This window comes from Pseudomonas lopnurensis, from assembly GCF_015070855.1.
In the GTDB taxonomy this organism is placed as follows: Bacteria; Pseudomonadota; Gammaproteobacteria; order Pseudomonadales; family Pseudomonadaceae; genus Stutzerimonas; species Stutzerimonas lopnurensis.
The window spans coordinates 126,292-149,395 of sequence record NZ_JADDIX010000077.1; the positions used below are offsets into that span (position 1 = coordinate 126,292).

Sequence of the window (23,104 nt, forward strand, 5' to 3'; positions counted from 1 at the left end):
GCAGGCACGCCCACCGGAGCGGCGCGCGGATGACGCCGTCCTCCCGCCTGATCGTTGCGCTGGCCGCGCTCTTGCTACTGGCCTTGCCGCTCGGCGTGCTCGCCACGCTCGGCCAGACGGACCGCTGGCAACCCGTCTGGTGGGGGCTGCTGCTGGCCCTCGGCGTGCTGGCGCTGCTCGACGTGCTCTGGCTGCAGCGGCTGCCTTCGCCGAGCCTGCAGCGCAGTCTTTTCGGCAACCTGCCATTGGGCCGCTGGAGCCACGTGCAACTGCTCGCGCGCAACGGCGATACGCGTCCCATGGAGCTGGACATCTTCGACCACGTGCCGGCCGGCATGGCCTTCGAGCAATTGCCGCAGCGCATCCGTTTGCGACCGGGCGAACACTGCGAATTCGCGTACCGCCTGCGGCCGACCCGACGCGGCCATTTCACCTTCGCCCGCTGCGAGATCCGCCTGACCAGCCCCCTGGGCCTCTGGCGCAGCCGGCGACAGCAGGCGCTGTGCGACGAAACCCGGGTCTACCCCGATTTCACCCAGCTGCATGGCGCCGGCCTGCAGGCGGTCGACCACTGGCTCAGCCGCCTCGGCGTGCGCCAGCGGCCGCGCCGCGGGCTGGGGCTGGAATTCCATCAGCTGCGCGAATTCCGTGAAGGCGACACCCTGCGGCAGATCGACTGGAAGGCCACGTCCCGCGCGCACATGCCCATCGCCCGCGAATACCAGGACGAACGCGACCAGCAGATCCTGCTGATGCTCGACTGCGGCCGACGCATGCGCAGCCAGGACGGCGAGCTCGCGCATTTCGACCATGCGCTCGACGCCAGCCTGCTGCTCGCCTACGCCGCGCTGCGCCAGGGCGATGCGGTCGGACTCTGTACCTTCGCCGGCGACTCGCCGCGCTACCTGGCGCCGGCCAAGGGCCAGCGGCAGCTGAGCGTGCTGCTGAACACTCTGTACGACCTGCAGACCACCCGGCGCCCCGCCGACTACGCGGCGGCGATCGAACGGCTGCTCGGTCGCCAGCAGCGCCGGGCACTGGTCATCCTGCTGAGCAACCTGCGTGACGAGGACGATGCCGAACTGCAGGCAGCCCTTGCGCGCCTTTCCCGCCGGCATCGGGTACTGCTGGTGAGTCTGCGCGAAGAAGTGCTGGACCAGTTGCGCCAGCAGCCGGTGGAAAGCCTCGACGATGCCCTCGGCTATTGTGGCGCACTGGACTACCTGAGCGCCCGCGACGAGCTGCACCGACGCCTGGCCGCCAGCGGCGTGCCGATACTCGATGCACGACCGCGCGAATTGGGCCCCGAACTGGTGGGGCGCTACCTGGCCTGGAAGAAATCCGGGACGCTCTGAGCGCCGCTCACAGGCCGTGACAACAATCCTTGTCGGTGAACCTGTCCGGCGCCGCGCCGGGATAAGGCGCCGTTACCGCGGGGAGGTGCTGTATCGGCTGGAAACTGAAATAGTGATGCAGCGCCGCGATCATTTCCTTGATGTCGCCCGGTGGTTCGATCAGCGAGAAGCCGGTATCGAAACTGCCGGGCGTGACATCCTCGCGCGACCACAGACTGAGCGCGCTGAAGTCCACATGCCGCACCTGGCCGACCTGTCCGGGGATTTTCAGACGCATTTCGAAACGCACCCCGAGCATCATCGGATACGGGCTGATCAACATCAGTCCACCCGCGGACAGGTTGCCGATGAAACCCAGCGGTTTGTCGGTAAACCGATTGAAGACGTTGAGATAGTACGGCAGTTGGTGCCGCTGGATACGACGCTGGTTCGCCATGTTCATTTCGATGAGCCTTTAGGCTGCTTTGCGAGTCCGTTCAGCTCAGTTGCACGCCTGGTCAATATGTGTAGCCAGTTGCTGTCGAGCTGCCGCTATTTCGCTTTCACTGTAGTAGACACGTTCTGCGGCTGCATCGCTGCGAAAGAAACGCCCACCCTGCTTCAGCTGCGCGAGACGGCTGCGCAGGCTCCGGCACTCCTGCTCGCGCTTGGCATGCCGCTCGCTGGCCTGCCGGTCGGCGGCCTGCTGCTCCTGCCGGCGCGCCTCGAAAAAACGCTCGCTGCGAGCCTCGCGCTCGCGGGTCGACGCGTCGCGCTCCATCACCTGCGGGCGCACCTCGATCCGCTCGGCGCCAGCTGGCGGACGCTGAGCGAAATGCACGCGGCCCTGGGCGTCGGTCCAGCGATAGATCTGCGCCGATGCCAGCATCGGCAGCAGCGCGAAAACCACAAGCAGGGCACGCATGATTTCCCTCCTGGAGGTCATGCCGAACGAAACCGTGCTCAGAAAGCGCTCAGCGCTTGGCCGGCAGGCTCACCACGCCCGGCGCGTCCGGCTGATAGTGCCCCAACTGTCGCAAGGTCTCCAGCCGTGCGCGGGCGCGGTAGGCGTATTCGCTGGCCGGATGACGCTCGATGATGAAGCGATAGGTCTCGCTGGCATCGACGAACAGGCCCTGGCGCTCCAGGCACTGCCCGCGCAGCAGGGAGATCTCCGGCTGCAGCTGGCTGTGTGGCCTGCTGCGCCGCTCCGCCTGGGAAAGGGACAGCATGACCCGCTCGCAGTTGTCCGCCTCGTACTGCTGATAGGCGGCATCCAGGTGACGGTCGAGAGCGTGCCGGCTGCTGCAGCCGACGGTGAGAAACGTCAGAAATACTAGGGTCAGGGTGCGCATGGGATCCTCCGGATGCCCCCTGTATCGACCGCTGAGGGGAATTCTGCAGACAGTTTTGTCACACCACTGGAAAGGGTAGTGGCCTCCGGGCGATGACTACAGCGGACGAGCATAGTAGCCTCGGGCACAGCCAGAAAAAGGAGCAAGTAATGATTCCGCGTCGCACCAAGATCGTCGCAACCCTGGGCCCAGCCAGCAGCTCGCCCGACGTGCTGGAGAAAATGATCATCGCCGGGCTGGACGTCGCTCGGCTCAACTTCTCCCATGGCACCCCGGACGAACACCGTGCGCGGGCCGAGCTGGTGCGCGAAATCGCCGCCCGCCACGGCCGCTTCGTCGCGCTGCTCGGCGACCTGCAGGGGCCGAAGATCCGCATCGCCAAATTCGCCAGCAAGCGCATCGAACTGAAGGAAGGCGACAGCTTCCGTTTCTCCGTCACCCACCCGCGGGACGCCGGCACCCAGGACGTGGTCGGCATCGACTACCCGGACCTGGTCAAGGATTGCAGCGTCGGCGACGAACTGCTGCTGGATGACGGCCGCGTGGTCATGCGCGTCGATGCCGCCACGGCCGACGAACTGCACTGCACCGTGCTGATCGGCGGCCCGCTGTCGGACAACAAGGGCATCAACCGCCGTGGCGGCGGCCTGACCGCACCGGCGCTCACCGCCAAGGACAAGGCCGACATCAAGCTGGCCGCGGACCTGCAACTGGACTACCTGGCCGTCTCCTTCCCGCGCGATGCGGCGGACATGGAGCTGGCGCGTCGGCTGCGCGACGAAGCCGGCTCCAGCGCCTGGCTGATCGCCAAGATCGAACGCGCCGAAGCGGTCGCCGATGACGAGGCGCTCGATGGTCTGATCCGCGCCAGCGACGGCGTGATGGTGGCCCGTGGCGATCTCGGCGTGGAAATCGGCGATGCCGAGCTGGTCGGCATCCAGAAGAAGATCATTCTGCATTCGCGCCGCCACAACAAGGTGGTGATCACCGCGACCCAGATGATGGAGTCGATGATCCACAGCCCGATGCCGACCCGCGCGGAAGTCTCCGATGTAGCCAACGCCGTGCTCGACTACACCGATGCGGTGATGCTCTCGGCCGAAAGCGCCGCCGGCGAGTACCCGGTCGAAGCGATCAAGGCCATGGCGCGCGTCTGCGTCGGCGCCGAAAAGCACCCGACCAGCACCAAGTCCGGCCACCGCCTCGGCCAGCGCTTCGAGCGCTGCGACGAAAGCGCCGCGCTGGCGGCGATGTACACCGCCAACCACTTCCCGGGCGTCAAGGCGATCATCGCCCTGACCGAAAGCGGCTACACACCGCTGATCATGTCGCGTATCCGCTCCTCGGTACCGATCTTCGCCTTCTCGCCCCACCGCGAGACCCAGGCGCGCGTCGCCCTGTTCCGCGGCGTGCAGACGGTGCCGTTCGACCCGGCCGCGCTGCCGGCGGACAAGGTCAGCCAGATCGCCGTGGAAGAGCTGCTCAAGCGCAACATGGTGCAGCCCGGCGACTGGGTGATCCTGACCAAGGGCGACAGCTACCACGACAGTACCGGCGGCACCAACACGATGAAGATCCTGCGCGTCGGCGATCAGTAATCGAACGCGTCGGGAACGGTCCGGCGGTGCACGATACGCGCCGCCAGGCCCCGATGGACGACGCACCTTGTAGACGTGAGCCCTGCGCGCGAACAGGCATCGCGGGCATGCCCGCGCCTATGGCCCTCGCCTAAGGCGGCGTGCCCGCCCCCTCCCGCTCGACGAAGGCGTCGCTGAACACCTGCCCACGCGGCAGGCCCGCCATGAACAGGCGCTTGGCGCAGGCTTCGACGAATGCCGGACGCCCGCAGATCAAGGCGATCGCCTGGCGCGATGCCGGGTGTAACGCCTGCAGGCAGCCTGCCCGCTGATCCTCTCCCACCCATTCCAGTTGCAGGTTTTCGCAGCGGCTGGCCAGTTCCGTCAGCGGCCCGGCCAGATAGTGGTCGCCACGGGCGAAATGCAGCAGCCTGATCGGCCCTCGATGTCCCTGACGCAGGGCCTCGCGCAGCACGCTCCAGAGCGGCGCCATACCCGTGCCGGCGGCCAGCAGCAGCAACGGCCGCTCGGACCAGTCCGGGTCGTAATGCAGCGCCCCACCGTGCAGCTCGCCAAGCCGCAGGCCGTCGCCCGTGCGCAACCGCCGTGCCGCATCGCAGAATGCCCCTGGCCGGGAGCAATCCAGGTGGAACTCCAGCCATGGCTCCTCGCCCGGCAAACTGGCCAGCGAATACGGCCGGGCGTCGCCCTCGGCATTCCAGAGCAGCACGTGCTGCCCCGCGCGATAACGCAACGCGCGCTCCGGCAGCAGCCGCAGGCGCAGCACCCCGTCAGCCATCCAGGCCAGGTCCTGGACACGTGCCGCAAAGCCGTCACGTCGCGGGTCGAAGACGTCCACACGCAGGTCCTGTTCGACTCGACACTGGCAGGCCAGGCGCCAGCCTCGACCATGTTGTTCCCTGCTCAGCGCCTCGGGTTGCAGATCCACTGGCTCGCCGCTGACGCAACGCACCAGGCAGGCATGACAGCTACCGGCACGGCAGCTATACGGCACCCGCAGCCCGGCGCGATTCAGCGCATCGAGCAGATTCTCGCCGGCCTGCACCGTCCAGCTCGCCCCGGCGCAACTCAGTTCAGGCATTGCGAGCGTCCCGTGTTAGAGGTTCAAGAAATTTGGCGAGTGGATTCTGCCCTCGGACAAGGTGCCGTGACGAGTCATAGCGGAGCGATGGCGAGGAGAAAAACCGGACGATCAGTTCAAAGTCAGGCCACTAGTGGCCTGTGCGGTTGGTTGGTTGACTCAAGTTCGGATGCATGAGGCTCTGAGGCAAGGCGCCGCGACGACTCATAGTGGGGCTATGGGCAGGAGTGGCAACGCCGTATCGGGGCCTCAGGCGCCGAAATTGGCCAACTGAATTAACCAAACAGGCCACTAGGGTTCCAGGCCGGCTCGCAGCGATTGCGCCCGCCGCGCTTGGCGCGGTAGAGCGCCTCGTCGGCCCGTTGCAGCGATTCGTCCAGATCGTCGCCGGCATTGAGCAACGTCAAGCCGATCGACAGGCTCAGGTGCCCGGCCTCGATGCTGGCGTCCAGCGGCCGCGCATTGGCGAAGGCCTCGCGCAGGCGCTCGCAGCAGGCACTGAACTGCTCGGCATCGGTGTTCGGCAGCAACAGCACGAACTCCTCGCCACCGTAGCGGGCGAGCACGTCGTCGTCGCGCAGGCAGGAACGCGCCACGGCGGCGAAGGTCTGCAGGACGCGGTCGCCGGTGGCGTGGCCGTGAATGTCGTTGATCCGCTTGAAGTGATCCAGATCGATCAGCGCCAGCCCCGACTGATGGCCCTTGCGCAGGCGGCTCAGCTCGGCTTCGGCCATGCGCAGGAAGCGCCGCCGGTTGTACAGCCCGGTGAGCTCGTCGGTGGACGCCAGGTCCTCGAGCTGGCGCATCATGCCGCGCAGCGTTTCCTGGTGAGCCTGCAGGGCGAAACGTCGCTGGCGCATGCGCTGTCGCAAACGGTAGACATGGCCGACGAACAGACACATCCAGATGAGCGTCACCAGCAGTACGCTGGCCTCGAGCAGAAAGAAGGCCGGATCCACCGAACGTTGCAGGAAGTAATCCAGCGCGCTGACGACGACGAAGCTGAGGAACGCCAGGGCGGCGTAGCGGATGAATCGCTTGGGCGGCAGGAAAACGGCGAACATCAGCACCAGTACGTAGAGCACCAGCAACGAGCCGCGCGCGCTGCCCACGTTGAACAGGAAATAACTCAGCCATACCAGCGCCACCAGCACCTGGGGTTCGGTCAGGCTGGGGTCTTTGCAGCGCAGGTTGATGCCGCGGTAAAAGATCCAGAAGAACACCAGTTGGCTGAGCACGATCAGTGCGGAACCGATCACTGCGCTGGCGATCGAGGATTCGTAGAATCCACCGACGACGGCGACCCAGGTCAGCGGCAAAGCCAGGCCATAGGTGAGCGCCGCCATCGCGAACCGCTTCGTGACCAGTTGCTGCAAAGCCCGCTGGTCGGTCTCGTCACGCATCGCACTCATAGGGATCCATCCCACTGTGGCAATTTGCCGCACTCTACGCCTACCCAAATCAAAAACCTAGCCGGCATGCCCATCACTCCTGGTCCATCCGTGTACCCGGCAGCCCGACGCGTTATACTGCCGCGCATTTTTTTACCGCGGCACGCCGGCTGCCATGCTCGACGCGCCACTTCCCGCCCGCCATGAGGACGCGCTGCATGACCGTGATCAAGCAAGACGACCTGATTCAAAGCGTAGCCGACGCTTTGCAGTTCATTTCTTACTACCATCCCGTCGATTTCATTCAGGCGATGCACGAAGCCTACCTGCGTGAAGAATCTCCGGCCGCGCGTGATTCCATGGCGCAGATTCTGATCAACTCGCGCATGTGCGCCACTGGTCACCGCCCGATCTGCCAGGACACCGGCATCGTCACCGTATTCGTCCGGGTCGGTATGGACGTGCGCTGGGATGGCGCCACCATGAGCCTGGACGACATGATCAACGAGGGCGTGCGCCGCGCCTACAACCTGCCGGAAAACGTCCTGCGTGCTTCGATCCTGGCCGACCCGGCAGGTTCCCGCAAGAACACCAAGGACAATACGCCAGCCGTCATCCACTATTCCATCGTTCCCGGTGACAAGGTGGAAGTGGACGTCGCGGCCAAGGGCGGCGGTTCCGAGAACAAGTCGAAGATGGCCATGCTCAACCCGTCCGATTCCATCGTCGACTGGGTACTCAAGACCGTCCCGACCATGGGCGCCGGCTGGTGCCCGCCGGGCATGCTCGGTATCGGCATCGGCGGTACCGCCGAGAAGGCCGCGGTGATGGCCAAGGAAGTGTTGATGGACCCGATCGACATCCACGAGCTCAAGGCCCGCGGCCCGCAGAACCGCATCGAGGAACTGCGCCTGGAGCTGTTCGACAAGGTCAACCAGCTGGGCATCGGCGCCCAGGGCCTCGGCGGCCTGACCACCGTGCTCGACGTGAAGATCATGGACTACCCGACCCACGCCGCCTCGCTGCCGGTGTGCATGATCCCCAACTGCGCCGCCACCCGTCACGCCCACTTCGTGCTCGACGGCTCCGGCCCTGCCGAGCTCACACCGCCGCCGCTGGACGCCTACCCGGAGATCGTCTGGGAAGCCGGCCCGAGCGCGCGTCGCGTCGACCTCGACAGCATCACCCCGGAAGAGGTGCAGAGCTGGAAGCCGGGCGAAACCGTCCTGCTCAACGGCAAGATGCTCACCGGCCGCGACGCCGCGCACAAGCGCATGGTCGACATGCTGAACAAGGGCGAAGAGCTGCCGGTCGACCTCAAGGGCCGCTTCATCTACTACGTCGGCCCGGTCGATCCGGTCGGTGACGAAGTGGTGGGCCCGGCCGGCCCGACCACCGCGACGCGGATGGACAAGTTCACCCGGCAGATCCTCGAAAGCACAGGCCTCTTGGGCATGATCGGCAAGTCCGAGCGCGGCCCGATCGCCATCGACGCGATCAAGGACAACAAGGCGGTCTACCTGATGGCCGTCGGCGGCGCCGCCTACCTGGTCGCCCAGGCGATCAAGAAGTCCAAGGTACTGGCCTTTGCCGAACTGGGCATGGAAGCGATCTACGAGTTCGAAGTGAAGGACATGCCGGTCACCGTAGCCGTAGACACCAAGGGCGAGTCGGTGCACATCACGGGACCTGCGATCTGGCAGCAGAAGATCGCCGAGAGCCTGGCCGTGGAAGTGCAGTGATCGCCTCCTCGTGCTGAAAACGGAAAGCCCGGCCTTGCGCCGGGCTTTCCGCTTTCTGGCCCGGCGCTTCAGCCTCGACCGTCGCGCAGCCTGACGAACAGCGTCTCGACCTTTTCCCGCGCCCAGGGCGTGCGGCGCAGGAAGGTCAGGCTCGATTTGATGCTCGGCTCGCTCTTGAAGCAACGAATGTCGATTCGCTCAGCCAACCCTTCCCAGCCATAGTGAGCTTGTAATTCGGTCAGCATGGCAGCCAATGTGATGCCGTGCAGAGGATCTTTTGCCTGGGTCATGGTGCTCCGGCTGAAATGTGTAGATAAGTGCTTTCGTAGGAGTCGGCTTGCCGGCGATGGCCGTACGGGATNGCCGGCTCCTACATTGCCAGGCATCGAAGCTGACGAGCGCAGCGGCATCTTACAGGGTGATACGCGTACCTAGCACCTGCACAAAGGCAGCGAGCCAGGCCGGATGCGCCGGCCACGCCGGGGCGCTGACCAGATTGCCGTCGGTATGCGCCTGGTCCACCGCGATATCCACATAGTCGCCACCGGCCAGCTTCACCTCCGGGGCGCAGGCCGGATAGGCACTGCATGCGCGCCCTTTCAAGACGCCGGCGGCCGCGAGCAGTTGCGCACCATGGCAGACCGCGGCGATCGGCTTGTTCGCCTCGTCGAAGGCACGGACCAGCGCCAGCACCTGCTCGTTCAGGCGCAGATATTCCGGCGCGCGGCCGCCGGGGATCACCAGCGCGTCGTAGTCCTCGGCGCGCACCGCGGCGAAGTCGAAGTTCAGCGCGAAATTGTGCCCCGGCTTCTCGCTGTAGGTCTGGTCGCCCTCGAAATCGTGGATCGCCGTGCGCACGGTGTCGCCGGCCTTCTTCTCGGGGCACACCGCATGCACGCGATGGCCAACCATCTGCAGCGCCTGGAATGGCACCATGGTCTCGTAGTCTTCGGCGTAGTCGCCGACCAGCATCAGAATATTCTTCGCCGCCATGATCGCTCTCCTTCTCGACTGTGGAGCATCGCTCCGGGCGCGATGGCTTCAAGGCCGCGCCCGTTTCGCCGCACACCGCGAACGAACCGGAGACGACTTCTAGCCACCACGATTGAAAATGTTCACTAGCAGCCGGTCGAGCCAGCCCCACATGCGCTGATACAGCCGCAGATGGAGCGGCCGTGCATACCACCGCTGCAGATCGATCTCGACGCTCTGCTCGAAGTCCCGCTCGAAACTCTGCCGCACCTGCGCACTCAAGGAAGCATCGATCGCTTCGAGATTCGCTTCGAGATTCCAGCGTAGATTCCAGTGGTCGAAGTTGCACGAGCCGATGCTGACCCAATCGTCCACCAGCACCATTTTCAGGTGGGAGAAGTGTGGCTGATATTCGTGAATGCGCACGCCGGCGCGCAACAGCCGCGGGTAGAAACGCTGCCCGGCATAGCGTACCGGTGGATGGTCGGTATTGCGGCTGGTCAGCAGCAGGCGCACCTCCACGCCGCGCCGCGCCGCGCGGATCAGCGCCCGGCGTACCTTGCCGGTGGGTAGAAAGTAAGGCGTCGCCAGCCAGATGCGCTTTTGCGCGTAGCGCAGATTGCGCAGCAGGCTGTGCAGAATGTCGCGATGCTGGCGTGCCGCGGCGTAGGCGACACGACCCAGGCCGGTGCCCGCGGGCAGCAGCGGAATGCGCGGCGCCCGCTGTGGCAATGGCAACTGCCAGATGCGCCGCTTGAGGCAGTGCACCCACTGGCTGTCGAACAGGGCCTGCCAGTCCTGCAGCAGCGGACCGGACATCTCGACCATCGCTTCGTGCCAGTGCCCGTCGGCTTTACCGGGATTCCAGAATTCGTCGGTCGCGCCCGCCCCGCCGACATATCCCGTGCAGCCATCGACCAGCAGGATCTTGCGATGATCGCGGTGCAGGTTGCGCAACCTGAGCCGTAGCGACAGCGGGTTGTACAGGCGCAGTTCGATTCCCCCCTCGGCCATCCGCTCGCGGTTGGCCTGGCTCATCTTCAGGCAGCCGAATCCGTCGAACAGGCAGCGCACCCGCACGCCGCGCGCGGCGGCTTGCAGCAAGGACTCGAGCAAGCGATCGAGACACTGCCCGTCCTCTACCAGATAGAGTTCGAGATCGACACGCCGCTCGGCCCGCCCGATGGCCTCGAGCATGGACGGAAAGAACTGCGGGCCGTCGATGAGCAGCCGAAAGCGGTTTTCGCTGCGCCAGGGAAATACGGCCCCGGCCAGCATCATCGGGCGACACCCATGGCGTACGACGAACAGCGAAGCGAAGGTTCAGCTAGACAGCGCAATGAGAAATCCTTTTTCCGTTGGCATCCCGAGCCGCAGCGGGACCCTGGCATCGCCCGCCCGGCTCGCCAGCGAAGGCGACGTGGATGATCGGAGGTAGCTTACCCAGTCTCCTCGGCAAGACAAGGCGACCGGGCACTCGCGACCCACTTCGACCATCCAGGCTGCCCTACCCCGAACCGCAAAGTGGGACGCCAGCGCCTCGGACCAGACCTGGGAGCCGTCCGATATAGGTCAGCGCCGCCGGGCAGAGTTCCCCAGCCGCTGGCGTTTGCCGCAATGGCATCCAGGCCGGTCCGGCGGGCGCACCCAGTCCCTGCGCGTTCCTCCCCATCGACCCGCGGATCGGGCGGGACAGTCATTCAAGCATCATCGATTCGTCACAGCGGCGACATGCCTCGCCCCTAGCCTGAGCCGGCAACCAGATAACCGGGCGCAACCATAACAACCAGGTGCTCGCGTTGCATTTGCCAACCCGCCACTGCCACGGCGGAACAGGAGACAGAGCATGAATGCTATTGCCGATCCACGCAGCACGCGTCAACTGCAAGCCGAACGCCTGGATGGCGAACAGGCCCTGCGCGAAGCCCAGGCCCTGCGCTATCGGGTATTCAGCGGTGAATTCGATGCCCGCCTGCAGGGCGCGGAGCTGGGCCTGGATATGGACGATTTCGACATTCACTGCCGCCATATCGGCGTACGCGACCTCATGACCGGCGAACTGGTCGCCACCACCCGCCTGCTGGATCACCTCACCGCGCGCCGGCTGGGCCGCTTCTACAGCGAAGAGGAATTCGCCCTGCACGGGCTGGCCGAGCTCGACGCGCCGGTGCTGGAGATCGGCCGCACCTGCGTCGATCCGGCCTACCGCAATGGCGCCACCATCGCGGTGCTCTGGAGCGAGCTGGCGGAGGTGCTCAACCAGGGCGGCTATCGCTACCTGATGGGCTGCGCCAGCATCCCGATGCGCGACGGCGGCATCCAGGCCCGGGCGATCATGCATCGCCTGCGCGAGGCGCACCTGAGTACCGAGCTGCTGCACGCGGAGCCCAGGATGCCCCTGCCCGAGCTGGAACTCGCGGATAACGTCACCGCCCAGTTGCCGCCCCTGCTCAAGGCCTACATGCGCCTCGGCGCGAAGATTTGCGGCGAGCCCTGCTGGGACCCCGACTTCCAGGTGGCGGACGTCTTCATCCTGCTCAAGCGCGAGGAGCTTTGCCCGCGCTACGCCCGCCACTTCAAGGCCGCGGTATAGATGGCGCGGCTACGCCTTTACGGGCGCCTGCTGCGCGTCGCCGCAGTGGTCCTGCTGGGGTTGCTGCTGGCCGCCGGCCTTGGCCTCGGCGCATATTGCGGGGTGCGGGCTTCGCCGTTGCGCAAACAACGGCTGACCCGCTGGCTCCTGGCCCGCCTGGCCGATGCCCTGCCCTTTCGTGTACGCGTCATCGGCGAACGGCCGTCGCAACCGATGCTCTGGGTCGCCAACCATGTTTCCTGGTGCGACATCCCGTTGCTGGGGATGCTGCTGCCGATCTCGTTCCTCGCCAAATACGAGGTTCGCGCCTGGCCCGCGCTCGGCTGGCTCGCCCAACAGGCCGGTACGCTCTTTATCCGCCGCGGCGCGGGCGATGCGCCGCAGATCAACCGGGAACTGGCGATGCACCTCGAACAGGGTCGGCACCTGCTGATCTTCCCGGAAGGCACCTCGACCGACGGCACCCGGCTGCGCAGATTCCATGCGCGCTTGTTCGCCTGCGTGATAGAGGCCGGTTGTGCGGTCCAGCCCGTCGCCATTCGCTATCTGCGCAACGGCGAGATAGACCCCGTCGCACCCTTCGTTGGAGACGACGAATTGCCGTCGCATCTGCGAAAGCTACTGGCCAGCGAAGTGGCACAGGTGGAAATTCGCCTGTTGCCCCCCATCCACCTTACGGCGCCTGGCCGCAACGCCCTTGCCGAGCAGGCGCATCGTGCGATCGAGGGCGCGCTGTTCGCCGACCGGCACGAACCCGAAAAAGCCGCCGCCTGATTCCGCAGCAGAGGCGCCTGAACCCGGCTGCTGGGTTAAGCTCGACGCATGAACTATCTCGCACACCTCCACCTGGGCGGCCCACGCCCCGCCGACATGCTTGGCAGCCTCTACGGCGATTTCGTCAAAGGGCCGCTGCAAGGCCGCTGGCCTGCCGATATCGAGGCCGGCATTCGCTTGCACCGGCAAATCGACGCATTTACCGACAGCCATCCGCTGGTGCTGCAGGCCAAGGCGCGCTTTGCCGCGCAGCGGCGGCGCTATGCCGGCATCCTGCTGGATCTGTTCTTCGATCACTGCCTGGCGGCCAACTGGTCGGACTATTCCCCCGAGCCGCTGGATCGGTTCACCCAGCGAGCCTACCGGGTACTCGCGAACGAACCCGAACTGCCCGGCAAGCTCGCCGTGATCGCGCCGCGCATGGCCGCCCAGGACTGGCTGGGCAGCTACCGCGACTTCGCGGTGCTGGACAGGGTGCTGAGCAACATGAGCCGCCGCCTTTCCCGTCCGGAGGGCCTGGCGGGCGGCCTGGTGGAGCTGGAGCGGCTGTACGCGCCGCTCCTCGATGATTTCCGTCTTTTCTATCCGCAGCTGCAGCGGTTCGCCAGCGACGCGGCGTAACGCGGCCCCCGTGGGGCCTGTCGAAATCCACCGCTAAATGTCGGCGACCGTAGGAGGCGCCTGCGCGTCTTCGATGCAGCGCTGTCGGGCAGCAAACAGGTGCAGCCCCGAGAAAGCCGCATGTGCACACCGCGCCCGTAGGAGCCCGGGGGGACGCCGAGTCCTTGCCGGCGATCGGCGCTCACGAACAGCGTCGCCAGCAGGCTGGCTCCAACAAGCGTGCGTTCCCGCTCAGCCGCGCAGGGCCGTGGCGAAGGCGTCCAGCCAGGGCTCGGCGTCGCTTTCCGGGGTGACCGTTTCGCTGGCGTCCAGGCGCAGCATCTCCTGCACTTCACGCACGCCGAGTTCGGCGAACAGTTCACGAATCAGTTCGCCGCCCCCGCAGAAGGTGTCGCCGTAGCTGGCGTCGCCGAGGGCGATGACGCCGCCGGGCAGTCCGCTCCAGGCCGGGAACCGGTCACGGATGGCCGAGTACAGGGGTATGAAGTTGTCCGGCAGCTCGCCCATGCCAGTGGTCGAGGTCACGACCAGCAGCGCCTCGGGCGCGAACTCGAGGATCTGCGGCAACGCTGCGCGGGGATCATGCCAGGCATCGAAACCGGCGGCCTTGAGCTTGCTTTCGGCGTGACGGGCGACGTCTTCGGCGGTGCCGTAGACGGTGCCGGAAAGAATGGCGACTTTCATGGTGCGGCTCCGAGGCGGATCAAAGCCGCACATTATGCCGCAATCGCCGCCCCTCGGCGCCCGGACGAGCGGCCGGCCCGACGGTGACCGCCCCCCGCGTCGTTCGGCGGCGCCCCCGGCGCGGCGGAACTAAACGCTCGGCAGCCGGTCACAGCGCCGACAGCCCCCTGCAGCCAACCGGCCGCAGCGCTACCAATGAAGGGCACCGTCCTTCCGAGGGTATCCGCATGGCGGACCAGACGATCCTGAGCAAAGACGAGCTCACCTTCATCAACAAGCTGATGCAGCGCAATGGCAACGGCACTGCCGAACGCGCGACGGGTTTTCGCCTCGATGGCGGTCCGCAGTCCAACGAGCTGCTGATGCAACTGGCCGCCCACGCCGAGCTCTCGCTACAGGCCGAGTTCGATGATTTCCGCATGACCTTCCCCCTGCAGCTCAAGGAAGACGAACTGCACAGCCTGGACCTTCAGCTCGCGCCGCCGGCGATCTACGAGCGCGGGCCGGTGACCCGCGCCTGGCGCCTGCATCTGGAGCAGCCGCTGCCCCTGCTGGAAACCGACGGCGGCAAGAGCTCGCTCAGCGTGCATGAACTGTCCTCACACGGCGTGCTGGTGGATGCCGGCAAGCGCCGCAAGCCGCCCAAGCACTTCCACCTGCGCCTGGCCCTGCCGGACGACACGCCCTTGGAAATCGACGCCCATCGGGTCCGCGAGCTGGACGACGGCCTGGCCGCCTATGAAGTCGAATTCAGGCAGGAAAAGGACGCCGAACGCATCCGCTCGTTCCTCTATCGACAACACCAGCGGCTGCACCCGGAACTGCAGCCTGAGTTGCCCGTCGATCTGGTGTAAGCTGTCGGGTCCGCGGCGCGAAGCGTAGCAGGCCGTTGAAAACGTAGGCGAGGCAGCCAGCGCCAGCGAATCAAACAGGCGAAAAACGCAGTTTACGAGTTGTAAATGAGCATTCTGATCGGACTCGCGCCCGAGCCTGTTTTTAACGCCGCGATGGCAACGCAGGCAGTTTTCAACGGCCTGCTAGCGCTCGCCGCCCATTCACAAACGACAAAAGCCCATGACCCAGGCCCCGATCCTCATCACCGGAGCCGGCCAGCGGATCGGACTGCATTGCGCCGAACGCCTGCTGGACGACGGCCACACGGTAATCGTCAGCTACCGCCGCGAGCGTGACGGCGTCGCCCGCCTGCGCGAGCGCGGAGCCATCGTCCTGCAGGCCGACTTCGCCGACGAGGCCGGCATCATGGCCTTCATCGCGGCACTCAAGGAGCGGACCGGGCAACTGCGGGCGATCGTTCACAACGCCTCGGAATGGCGCTCCGACGCCCCGGGGCAGGAAGCCGAGGCCTTTCGCCAGCTGTTCCAGGTGCACATGCTGGCGCCCTACCTGATCAACCTGCATTGCGCCGACCTGCTGCGCCACGGCGGCCCGGCGGATATCGTCCATATCGGCGACGATGTCACCCGCAAGGGCAGCAGCAAGCACATCGCCTATGCCGCGAGCAAGGCCGGCCTGGACAACCTGACCCTGTCCTTCGCCGCCAGCCTGGCGCCGGCGATCAAGGTCAACGGCATCGCCCCGGCGCTGATCCAGTTCAACCCGGACGACGATGCCGCCTACCGCAGCAAGGCATTGGCCAAGTCGGCGCTGGGCATCGAACCCGGCGCCGAGGTGATCTACCAAAGCCTGCGCTACCTGTTCGACAATCCTTACGTCACCGGCACCACACTGACCGTGAACGGCGGCCGCCACCTGATCTGAACGACAACAAGGAGACGACATGCCCCGACTGGAACCCGCAATGGCACGCATCCGCGTCAAGGACCTGCGGCTGCGCACCTACATCGGCATCAAGGAAGAAGAGATCCTCAACAGGCAGGATGTGCTGATCAACCTGACCATGCTCTACCCCGCCGCCGCCGCGGTGCGCGGCAACGACATCGAGCAGGCGCTGAACTACCGCACCATCACCAAGGCGATCATCCAGCACGTCGAGGACAATCGCTTCGCCCTGCTCGAACGGCTGACCCAGGAGATCCTCGACCTGGTCATGCAGTACCCGCAGGTGCGCTATGCCGAAGTCGAGGTCGACAAGCCCCATGCCCTGCGTTTCGCCGAGTCCGTCTCCATCACCCTGGCAGCGCATCGGGATTGACGCTGCGCAGGCTGGCCCGTCCAACGGCGCGAGGTTATGATCCCGCCGACTCAGCCAAACGCCGAGACCCTACAGATGAACGACCAAGAACGCACCGAACTCGAAGCCGCCGCCTTCCGCCGCCTGGTCCAGCACCTGCGCACCCGTCCCGACGTGCAGAACATCGAACTGATGAACCTGGCCGGTTTCTGCCGCAACTGCCTGTCGAAATGGTACAAGGCCGCCGCGGACGACCTGGAAATCGAGCTCAGCGCCGACCAGGCCCGCGAAGAGGTGTACGGCATGCCCTACAGCGAGTGGAAGAAACGCTACCAGAAGGAAGCCACGGCCGAGCAACAGGCCGTGTTCGACAAGGCACAGAAAGAATGAAAGACCTGAAGGATTTTCGCGCGAGCCTGCGCAACCGCAACCAGCCGTTCAGCGAAACGCTGGCGTTCATCGAAAGCGCCTACGAATACCAGCCCAGCCGTTTCGTCAATGGCAGCCTGGAAAACGCCGCCGGCGAGAACGAAGGTTCCTGCAAGACGCTGGGCATGGCACTGCTGGAAGGTTTCACCACCGAAGAAGCCCTGCTCGCCTTCGGCGAACACTACCAGGCCGTGCTGGCCAACCCGAGCGGCAGTGATCACCGCAATATCCGCGCGCTGATGGAAACCGGCCTGCCGGGCGTACGCTTCGACACGCCCCCGCTCGAACGAAAATAAGCGGACCGGCTGGCCTGTGCCCGTACGGGGCGGGTAGGTTGGGTTGAGCCTGCGAAGCCCAACGGACGGACTATCGGGCCGGCGCTTGAGCGACAGGGCGCGTGTGAGCGTCGCCCGCCTCATCGACCAACGAACAGCCCCTGCCGGGGATTCGCTCGGCACCGAAGCTGCGAATAAAAAGGGATCACCCCAGACACTTTAGGGGAAGGCTGAAGGAGCGGATGACCCCGGAAACCATTGATGCGTACCTTACGCCGCCATGGTCCGCGGGGGAAATTCAGAGCCTGCATGCCCATCATAGGCATTGCCTATTCATCGGCCTCCTGCCCAGCAGAACATTTTCAATCTGGAGTCGCTCATGCCCGTATCCGCCCTTTCCGGCCCGCAGTACCTGCGCGAAGGCCTGCGGCTGGTGCTCAGCCCAGGGTTGCGGCTGTTCGTGATCCTGCCGCTGACGGTCAATGTACTGCTGTTCTTCGGCCTCGTCTGGCTCGCCATCCGCCAGTTCGGCATCTGGGTCGATGCGCTCATGCCCAGCCTGCCGGACTGGCTGGCCTTCCTCGAATACGTGCTCTGGCCGCTGTTCGTGGCACTGGTGCTACTGATGGTGTTCTTCACCTTCACCCTGCTCGCCAACATCATCGCCGCGCCGTTCAACGGCTTTCTGGCGGAAAAGGTCGAGGTCGTGGTACGTGGCGACGATGCCTCCCCGCCATTCAGCTGGGCCGAATTGCTGGCCATGCTGCCACGCACCATCGGCCGCGAACTGCGCAAGCTCGCCTACTTCGCGCCGCGCGCCCTGGCGCTGCTGGTGCTGTCTTTCATTCCGGTGCTGAACCTCGCCGCCGCACCCTTGTGGCTGCTGTTCGGCGTGTGGATGATGGCGGTGCAGTACATCGACTATCCGGCGGACAACAACAAGATGAGCTGGGCCGAGATGATGGCCTGGCTGCGCCAGCGTCGCTGGCAGAGCCTGAGCTTGGGCGCGGTGACCTATGCCGCGTTGCTGGTGCCGGTGCTGAACCTGCTGATCATGCCGGCGGCGGTGGCCGCGGCCACGCTGTTCTGGGTACGCGAGGGCGGGCCGAATCGGCAGCTCGATCGGCAACAAGGGTGAGCCTTGCCTGGCGGCATGCGTCGTTGCCGGACGTGAGCTTTGATGCCGGACTGGCAAGATTGGATGGTGGTGCCATTTGGTTTGGACTTGGACCTCGGCGATCAGGGCGCTTACCGAGTGTGCTGATAGTCTTGGTTTTCGGCCCCCCGGGCCGAGTCACTTTCTCTTTGCTCCGGATCGCCGGCCGGCGCGAAAGAGAAAGCGCGCCCGGCATCCGGGTCTGTCCGCTATGCGGCCAGACTTCCCTCGTTCCGGTGCCGCTCCGGGGGTCGTCACGATGGGACGTCCCTGTCCCATCGCTCCTCGCTCGGCGTCCTGCCTCGCGTTCCCCTGCGCGACACCTCCACTCGGCCTCCTGGCGGGAACGGGGTCCGAGTTGCCTGGAAGATCGTTGACGTTTGCTTTGGCTTGGCTTTTTCTTTCTGCACGAACCATCAGGCGACACCCAACGCCCCTTCAGGAGGGTGAACGGAATCGTTGCGTAGGGGGTTGAGCCGCAGGGATGCGGCGAAAGGACTCGGCGTCCCCGCTTATAGGGCCAGGGATGGCCCTTGTAAGCCGACCCCTGGAGCGGCGATGGAGCGAACGAACCCCGGCGCAGCCGGGGCCGTATGCAGGGGCAAGCGTTTTTGCTTACTTTTTTCGCGACTGAAAAAAGTGAGTCGCCCAGCAGGGCTAAACCAATCTCTCAAGCAGCTCGCTAAACGCCCCATGAAAGCAAAACTTTCATTCGATACACACTAACTTGCCAGTCTGGTATCAAGCCAACCTCGCGAAGGGGCAGGACGAGAAGCCAGGGTCTGGCGCAGAACAGCCTCTGCTGCCTCACACCCATCACGCCAGCGTCTTCAACGCCTCGCGACTGAACGGCAGGATATCCTCCATCCGCCCTTCCCGGACTTTCACTGCCCAGTCGGGATCGACCAGCAGCGCCCTTCCCACGGCCACCAGGTCGAACTCCGCCCGGTTCAATCGCGCCAGCAAGCCCTCGATATTGGCTGGCTGGGCCACCTTGTCGGTCTTGACCATGAACTGCAGGAACTCATCGTCCAGGCCGACGCTACCGACGGTGATGGTCGGCTTGCCGGTCAAGCGGCGGGTCCAGCCCGCCAGGTTGAGCTCGGAACCTTCGAACTCCGGCTCCCAGAAACGCCGTGTCGAGCAATGGAAGATATCCACCCCGGCCGCCGACAGCGGCCCGAGGAATTCACCCAGTTCCTCGGGCGTCCGCACCAGCCGCGCGCTGTAGTCCTGCTGCTTCCACTGCGAGAAGCGGAAGATGATCGGGAACCCCGGCCCTACCGCGGCACGCACCGCCTGGACCAACTCGATGGCCAAGCGCGAGCGATCGGCCAGGCTGCCGCCGTATTCATCAGTACGCTGGTTACTGCCTTCCCAGAAGAACTGGTCGATCAGATAGCCGTGGGCGCCATGGATCTCCACGCCGTCCATACCGATCGCCTTGGCATCGCGCGCGGCCTGGGCGAAGGCGCCGATCACATCCTGGATGTCCTGCCGGGTCATGCCATGGACGATGACCTGGCCATCCTTGCGCTTTTCCATCGGCCCGTAGCCCGGCACCTCGGGCTGCGGTTCGGTGCCCTTGCGCCGCACGTTGCCGACGTGCCAGAGCTGCGGGACGATCTTGCCGCCAGCCGTATGCACCGCCTCGACCACCGCCTTCCAGCCGGCCAGCGCATCACCGCCGTAGAAGCGCGGCACATGCGGATAACCGTTGGCCGCGGCATGGCCGACCGTGGTGCCCTCGGTGATGATCAGGCCGACACCGGAAGCGGCGCGGCGACGGTAATACTCGACCACCTCGGCGGTCGGCACGCCATTGGGCGAGAACGAGCGGGTCATCGGCGCCATGACCACGCGGGTCGGCAATCGCAGGGCGCCCAGTTCGAAGGGCTGGAACAGGGCTTGTACGCTGGCGGTCATCTATCGGCTCCTGGGCAATTGATCGAGGCGGCCGGGCGCATGCCGTCCGGCGAACAAGCGGATGCCTCTGGCTGCTCGGGCTGGCTTCCGAGTGCCTGGCAGGCTTGCAGGGTGCTCACTCAGCGAGCATATGGCCGCTCGTCTCGCCCGCCCAGCATCATCCATGCGGCTTATCGTGCGGCAACCAGCGGGACGATGGCCTGGCTTCGGCGGTATCTGCGGAGAAATGCGACGGGCATGGCCCGGGCTGGCCGGCCGGCGAGGGGAACGACAGGGCGACTGCCAGGAGCAGCCGCTGCTGTCGCGCGGCCAGGGATCAGCTCAGTGCGTTCTCGATGGCCTGGATCAGGGCTGGGTCATCCGGCGTGGTGCGCGGCGAGAAACGCGCCAGCACGCGGCCGTCCTTGCCGACCAGGAATTTCTCGAAATTCCAGGTGATGTCGCCGGGGAAGTCGGCGCCCTCGCCGGCCAGCAGACGATACAGCGGATGCCGTTGCGGCCCGTTGACCTCGAGCTTGCCGGTCAGTGGAAAGCTGACCCCATAGTTGAGGCTGCAGAACGCGCGAATCTCGTCGTCGTTGCCCGGCTCCTGCCCGGCGAACTGGTTGCAGGGCACGCCGAGCACGCTGAATCCCCGCCCCTGGTACTGCTGGTGCAGTTGCTCCAGGCCCGCGTACTGGGGCGTCAGCCCGCACTGCGAGGCGACGTTGACCACCAACGTGATCCGCTCGCCGAACTCCGCCAACGGCAGTTCCCCACCGCCCAGACCTGGCAGAACCAACTGGTGGAATGCGCTCATGACATCTCTCCTAACAAAAAACTTCCCGGAGAAGTTTTCGACGCCGCGTAGCGACGGCCCGAAGAGTGACCGCCAGCGATGGCAGGCCACAAAAAAACGCCCCGGCAACGGCCGGAGCGCTCTTCCTGACGGTCAGCACGGCGACCTCTCGAGCCGCCGTGAATCCGGACGCCGACATCAGTGGTGGTGGCCACCCTCGCCGTGAACGTGACCATGGGCCACTTCTTCTTCGCTGGCGTCACGCACGTTGACGACCTTGACGTCGAAGTTCAGGCGCTGGCCGGCCAGCGGATGGTTGCCGTCGACGATCACGTCGTCGCCTTCCACATCGCGAATGGTGACGATCTGCATGCCGCCATCAGGGCCGGAGGCGTGGAACTGCATGCCGACTTCCAGCTCGTCGACGCCTTCGAACATGGCGCGGTTCAGCGTCGCGACGAGCTCCGCGCTGTACTCGCCGTAGGCATCCTGAGGCTCGATGGTGACCTGGATCTGGTCGCCGCCCTGCTTGCCTTCGAGGGCTTTTTCCAGACCGGAAATGATGTTGCCTGCACCGTGCAGGTAGACCAGCGGCGCGCCGCCGGCCGAACTGTCGATCACCTCACCGGCGTCGTTGGTGAGGGTGTAGTCGATGGAGACAGCCTTGTTAGCGGCAATCAGCATGGGGCAAAACCTTTGCTTGAGAGGATGGATGCCAAAGTTTAACCGCCCATAGCGACGAATGCGAACCGAGGCCGGATAAACGGGGCGCTCTCGCCACTTGACAGCCCCCGCATGTAGTGTCTTGGAGAGCCGGACTACAACCTTTGGATGGCATCCCTTTCGCGGCGTATGTGCAAGAATCCGCGCAGATTTCTTTGGCAGCCCATTTCAATAACATTCAGCAAACCAAGGAGCACCGATGTCGGCTCGTAACATCCTGGTGATTAACTGCGGCAGCTCGTCGATCAAGTTCGCACTGGTCAACGAAGCGCAAGCGACTTTCCCCCTGCAAGGCCTGGCCGAATGCATCGGCAGCCCGGAGGCTGTCATCCACTTCGAGAGCGCCGCCGGCAAGGAAAGCGTCAAGGTGCCGAATGCCGATCACCAGGCTGCCCTCGCCCAGATCCTGCCACGCGTGGAAGATGCCGCCGGCGGCCACCTGGACGGCATCGGTCACCGCGTGGTGCATGGTGGTGAAAAGTTCTTCGCCTCGTCGCTGCTGAACGACGAAACCCTGGCCGGCATCGAAGCCAACATTCAACTGGCTCCGCTGCACAACCCGGCCAACCTCAGCGGCATCCACGCCGCCATCAACCTGTTCCCGAAACTGCCTCAGGTCGGCGTGTTCGACACCGCCTTCCACCAGAGCATGCCGGAGCACGCCTACCGCTACGCCGTGCCTGACGTGCTTTACAAGGAACATGGCGTGCGCCGCTACGGTTTTCACGGCACCAGCCATCGCTATGTCAGCAAACGCGCCGCCGAACTGGTCGGCGTGCCGGTGGAGAACAGCAGCTGGCTGGTCGCCCACCTGGGCAATGGCTGTTCCACCTGCGCCGTGGTCAACGGCGAGAGCCGCGACACCAGCATGGGCCTGACGCCGCTCGAAGGCCTGGTGATGGGTACTCGCAGCGGTGACGTCGACCCGAGCCTGCACAACTTCCTCTACAAGACCCTGGGCTGGGACCTGACCAAGATCGACAACATGCTCAACAAGGAAAGCGGCCTGAAGGGTCTGTCCGGCCTGTCCAACGACATGCGCACCCTGGCCGAAGCTCGCCAGGCGGGCCATCCGGGCGCCGTGCTGGCCTTCGAGGTGTTCTGCTACCGCCTGGCCAAGTCGCTGGCGGCCATGTCCTGCGCCCTGCCGCAACTGGACGGGCTGCTGTTCACCGGCGGCATCGGCGAGAACTCCGCAGCGGTGCGCGAGCGCACGCTGGAACACCTCAAGCTGTTCGGCTTCAAGCTCGATGCCGAAGCCAACGCCCGCTGCACCCGCGGCGTCGCTGGCGAGATCCAGGCCGAGGGCAGTCCGCGCGTGATGGTGGTACCGACCAACGAGGAGCGTCAGATCGCCCTCGACACGCTGGCCCTGCTGGACGCCTGAGCGCGCCAGGCGCGCCAGGCGCGCTGCGATGATCGCGACCCGACCGCGCAAGCCGTCGGGTCTCTGTCCATACGGGCCGCGGCAAACAGGCAGTTTCCGGATGCGCGCCATTCGCCTAGCCTGGCCGGCGCCC

The 23,104-nt window shown here is 65.4% G+C and carries 25 protein-coding genes; 13 read left to right on the forward strand and 12 right to left on the reverse strand.

Annotated elements, in window-relative coordinates; genetic code table 11:
• Positions 1–29: 29 nt before the first annotated feature.
• Complete coding sequence (locus IN820_RS15725) at positions 30–1,355, forward strand: DUF58 domain-containing protein (RefSeq protein ID WP_193681863.1); 1,326 nt, start codon at positions 30–32, stop codon at positions 1,353–1,355.
• A 7-nt stretch (positions 1,356–1,362) separates the two neighbouring features.
• Here the strand turns inward: IN820_RS15725 and IN820_RS15730 are convergent, their stop codons facing one another.
• Genes IN820_RS15730 through IN820_RS15740 form a run of 3 tightly spaced genes read right to left on the reverse strand, consistent with a single transcriptional unit; the run spans position 1,363 to position 2,689 of the window.
• On the reverse strand, positions 1,363–1,797 hold the full coding sequence (locus tag IN820_RS15730; protein WP_193681864.1) for a PilZ domain-containing protein: 435 nt from the start codon (positions 1,795–1,797) through the stop codon (positions 1,363–1,365).
• 39 nt (positions 1,798–1,836) lie between these two features.
• On the reverse strand, positions 1,837–2,259 hold the full coding sequence (locus IN820_RS15735) for a DUF4124 domain-containing protein (RefSeq protein WP_193681865.1): 423 nt from the start codon (positions 2,257–2,259) through the stop codon (positions 1,837–1,839).
• Between the two features lie 49 nt (positions 2,260–2,308).
• Positions 2,309–2,689 carry a tetratricopeptide repeat protein gene (locus IN820_RS15740; protein ID WP_193681866.1) on the reverse strand — a complete coding sequence of 127 codons (381 nt, stop codon included), beginning with the start codon at positions 2,687–2,689 and terminating at the stop codon, positions 2,309–2,311.
• A 149-nt stretch (positions 2,690–2,838) separates the two neighbouring features.
• Here IN820_RS15740 and pyk point away from each other — a divergent pair, with 149 nt between their 5' ends.
• Entirely contained in the window at positions 2,839–4,287 is a 1,449-nt protein-coding gene (gene pyk, locus IN820_RS15745; RefSeq protein WP_193681867.1) for a pyruvate kinase, read from the forward strand.
• Between the two features lie 130 nt (positions 4,288–4,417).
• Here the strand turns inward: pyk and IN820_RS15750 are convergent, their stop codons facing one another.
• Both IN820_RS15750 and IN820_RS15755 read right to left on the reverse strand, forming a co-directional pair.
• Positions 4,418–5,368: an iron-sulfur-binding ferredoxin reductase gene (locus IN820_RS15750; RefSeq protein ID WP_193681868.1), complete on the reverse strand. Its 951-nt coding sequence runs from the start codon at positions 5,366–5,368 to the stop codon at positions 4,418–4,420.
• A 275-nt stretch (positions 5,369–5,643) separates the two neighbouring features.
• Positions 5,644–6,780, reverse strand: a complete 1,137-nt coding sequence (locus IN820_RS15755; protein ID WP_193681869.1) for a GGDEF domain-containing protein — start codon at positions 6,778–6,780, stop codon at positions 5,644–5,646.
• Positions 6,781–6,977: 197 nt separating this feature from the next.
• On the opposite strand from IN820_RS15755, the gene IN820_RS15760 reads away from it, so the two are divergent.
• Positions 6,978–8,501 (forward strand): fumarate hydratase, encoded by a 1,524-nt coding sequence (locus IN820_RS15760; protein ID WP_193681870.1) that lies wholly within the window; start codon positions 6,978–6,980, stop codon positions 8,499–8,501.
• A 68-nt stretch (positions 8,502–8,569) separates the two neighbouring features.
• Here the strand turns inward: IN820_RS15760 and IN820_RS15765 are convergent, their stop codons facing one another.
• From IN820_RS15765 to IN820_RS15775, 3 genes are all read right to left on the reverse strand, one after another.
• Entirely contained in the window at positions 8,570–8,791 is a 222-nt protein-coding gene (locus tag IN820_RS15765) for a VF530 family protein (RefSeq protein ID WP_193681871.1), read from the reverse strand.
• A gap of 121 nt (positions 8,792–8,912) precedes the next feature.
• Positions 8,913–9,497: a DJ-1/PfpI family protein gene (locus IN820_RS15770; protein ID WP_193682098.1), complete on the reverse strand. Its 585-nt coding sequence runs from the start codon at positions 9,495–9,497 to the stop codon at positions 8,913–8,915.
• A gap of 96 nt (positions 9,498–9,593) precedes the next feature.
• A complete protein-coding gene (locus IN820_RS15775; protein ID WP_193682099.1) occupies positions 9,594–10,751 on the reverse strand; it encodes a phospholipase D-like domain-containing protein in 1,158 nt (385 codons plus the stop codon).
• A gap of 568 nt (positions 10,752–11,319) precedes the next feature.
• Here IN820_RS15775 and olsB point away from each other — a divergent pair.
• Genes olsB through IN820_RS15790 form a run of 3 tightly spaced genes read left to right on the forward strand, consistent with a single transcriptional unit; the run spans position 11,320 to position 13,461 of the window.
• On the forward strand, positions 11,320–12,066 hold the full coding sequence (gene olsB, locus IN820_RS15780; protein ID WP_193681872.1) for an L-ornithine N(alpha)-acyltransferase: 747 nt from the start codon (positions 11,320–11,322) through the stop codon (positions 12,064–12,066).
• Positions 12,067–12,840: a lysophospholipid acyltransferase family protein gene (locus IN820_RS15785; RefSeq protein WP_193681873.1), complete on the forward strand. Its 774-nt coding sequence runs from the start codon at positions 12,067–12,069 to the stop codon at positions 12,838–12,840.
• 48 nt (positions 12,841–12,888) lie between these two features.
• The gene (locus IN820_RS15790) at positions 12,889–13,461 is read left to right on the forward strand and encodes an acyl carrier protein phosphodiesterase (protein ID WP_193681874.1); all 573 of its coding nucleotides are present in this window, start codon (positions 12,889–12,891) and stop codon (positions 13,459–13,461) included.
• A gap of 231 nt (positions 13,462–13,692) precedes the next feature.
• On the opposite strand, the gene IN820_RS15795 is transcribed toward IN820_RS15790, so the two are convergent.
• On the reverse strand, positions 13,693–14,145 hold the full coding sequence (locus IN820_RS15795) for a flavodoxin (RefSeq protein WP_193681875.1): 453 nt from the start codon (positions 14,143–14,145) through the stop codon (positions 13,693–13,695).
• A gap of 227 nt (positions 14,146–14,372) precedes the next feature.
• Here IN820_RS15795 and IN820_RS15800 point away from each other — a divergent pair, with 227 nt between their 5' ends.
• From IN820_RS15800 to cysZ, 6 genes are all read left to right on the forward strand, one after another.
• Positions 14,373–14,999: a PilZ domain-containing protein gene (locus IN820_RS15800; protein WP_193681876.1), complete on the forward strand. Its 627-nt coding sequence runs from the start codon at positions 14,373–14,375 to the stop codon at positions 14,997–14,999.
• A 220-nt stretch (positions 15,000–15,219) separates the two neighbouring features.
• Positions 15,220–15,924 (forward strand): dihydromonapterin reductase, encoded by a 705-nt coding sequence (gene folM, locus IN820_RS15805; protein ID WP_193681877.1) that lies wholly within the window; start codon positions 15,220–15,222, stop codon positions 15,922–15,924.
• A gap of 19 nt (positions 15,925–15,943) precedes the next feature.
• Entirely contained in the window at positions 15,944–16,318 is a 375-nt protein-coding gene (folX, locus tag IN820_RS15810) for a dihydroneopterin triphosphate 2'-epimerase (protein ID WP_193681878.1), read from the forward strand.
• A gap of 75 nt (positions 16,319–16,393) precedes the next feature.
• Positions 16,394–16,687 (forward strand): DUF1244 domain-containing protein, encoded by a 294-nt coding sequence (locus IN820_RS15815; protein WP_193681879.1) that lies wholly within the window; start codon positions 16,394–16,396, stop codon positions 16,685–16,687.
• Positions 16,684–17,022 (forward strand): HopJ type III effector protein, encoded by a 339-nt coding sequence (locus IN820_RS15820; protein WP_193681880.1) that lies wholly within the window; start codon positions 16,684–16,686, stop codon positions 17,020–17,022. The genes IN820_RS15815 and IN820_RS15820 overlap by 4 nt, the downstream gene beginning before the upstream one ends.
• 358 nt (positions 17,023–17,380) lie before the next feature.
• Positions 17,381–18,139, forward strand: a complete 759-nt coding sequence (cysZ, locus tag IN820_RS15825; protein WP_193681881.1) for a sulfate transporter CysZ — start codon at positions 17,381–17,383, stop codon at positions 18,137–18,139.
• An 834-nt stretch (positions 18,140–18,973) separates the two neighbouring features.
• Here the strand turns inward: cysZ and IN820_RS15830 are convergent.
• The 3 genes from IN820_RS15830 to IN820_RS15840 all read right to left on the reverse strand — a co-directional run bounded on the left by IN820_RS15830 (position 18,974) and on the right by IN820_RS15840 (position 21,545).
• Positions 18,974–20,083, reverse strand: coding sequence for an NADH:flavin oxidoreductase (locus IN820_RS15830; protein WP_193681882.1), 1,110 nt, complete (start codon positions 20,081–20,083; stop codon positions 18,974–18,976).
• A 316-nt stretch (positions 20,084–20,399) separates the two neighbouring features.
• Positions 20,400–20,882, reverse strand: coding sequence for a glutathione peroxidase (locus tag IN820_RS15835; protein ID WP_193681883.1), 483 nt, complete (start codon positions 20,880–20,882; stop codon positions 20,400–20,402).
• A 177-nt stretch (positions 20,883–21,059) separates the two neighbouring features.
• Positions 21,060–21,545 (reverse strand): FKBP-type peptidyl-prolyl cis-trans isomerase, encoded by a 486-nt coding sequence (locus IN820_RS15840; protein ID WP_193681884.1) that lies wholly within the window; start codon positions 21,543–21,545, stop codon positions 21,060–21,062.
• Positions 21,546–21,783: 238 nt separating this feature from the next.
• Between IN820_RS15840 and IN820_RS15845 the strand changes: the two genes are divergently transcribed.
• A complete protein-coding gene (locus IN820_RS15845) occupies positions 21,784–22,971 on the forward strand; it encodes an acetate kinase (protein ID WP_193681885.1) in 1,188 nt (395 codons plus the stop codon).
• The last annotated feature ends 133 nt before the right edge of the window (positions 22,972–23,104 follow it).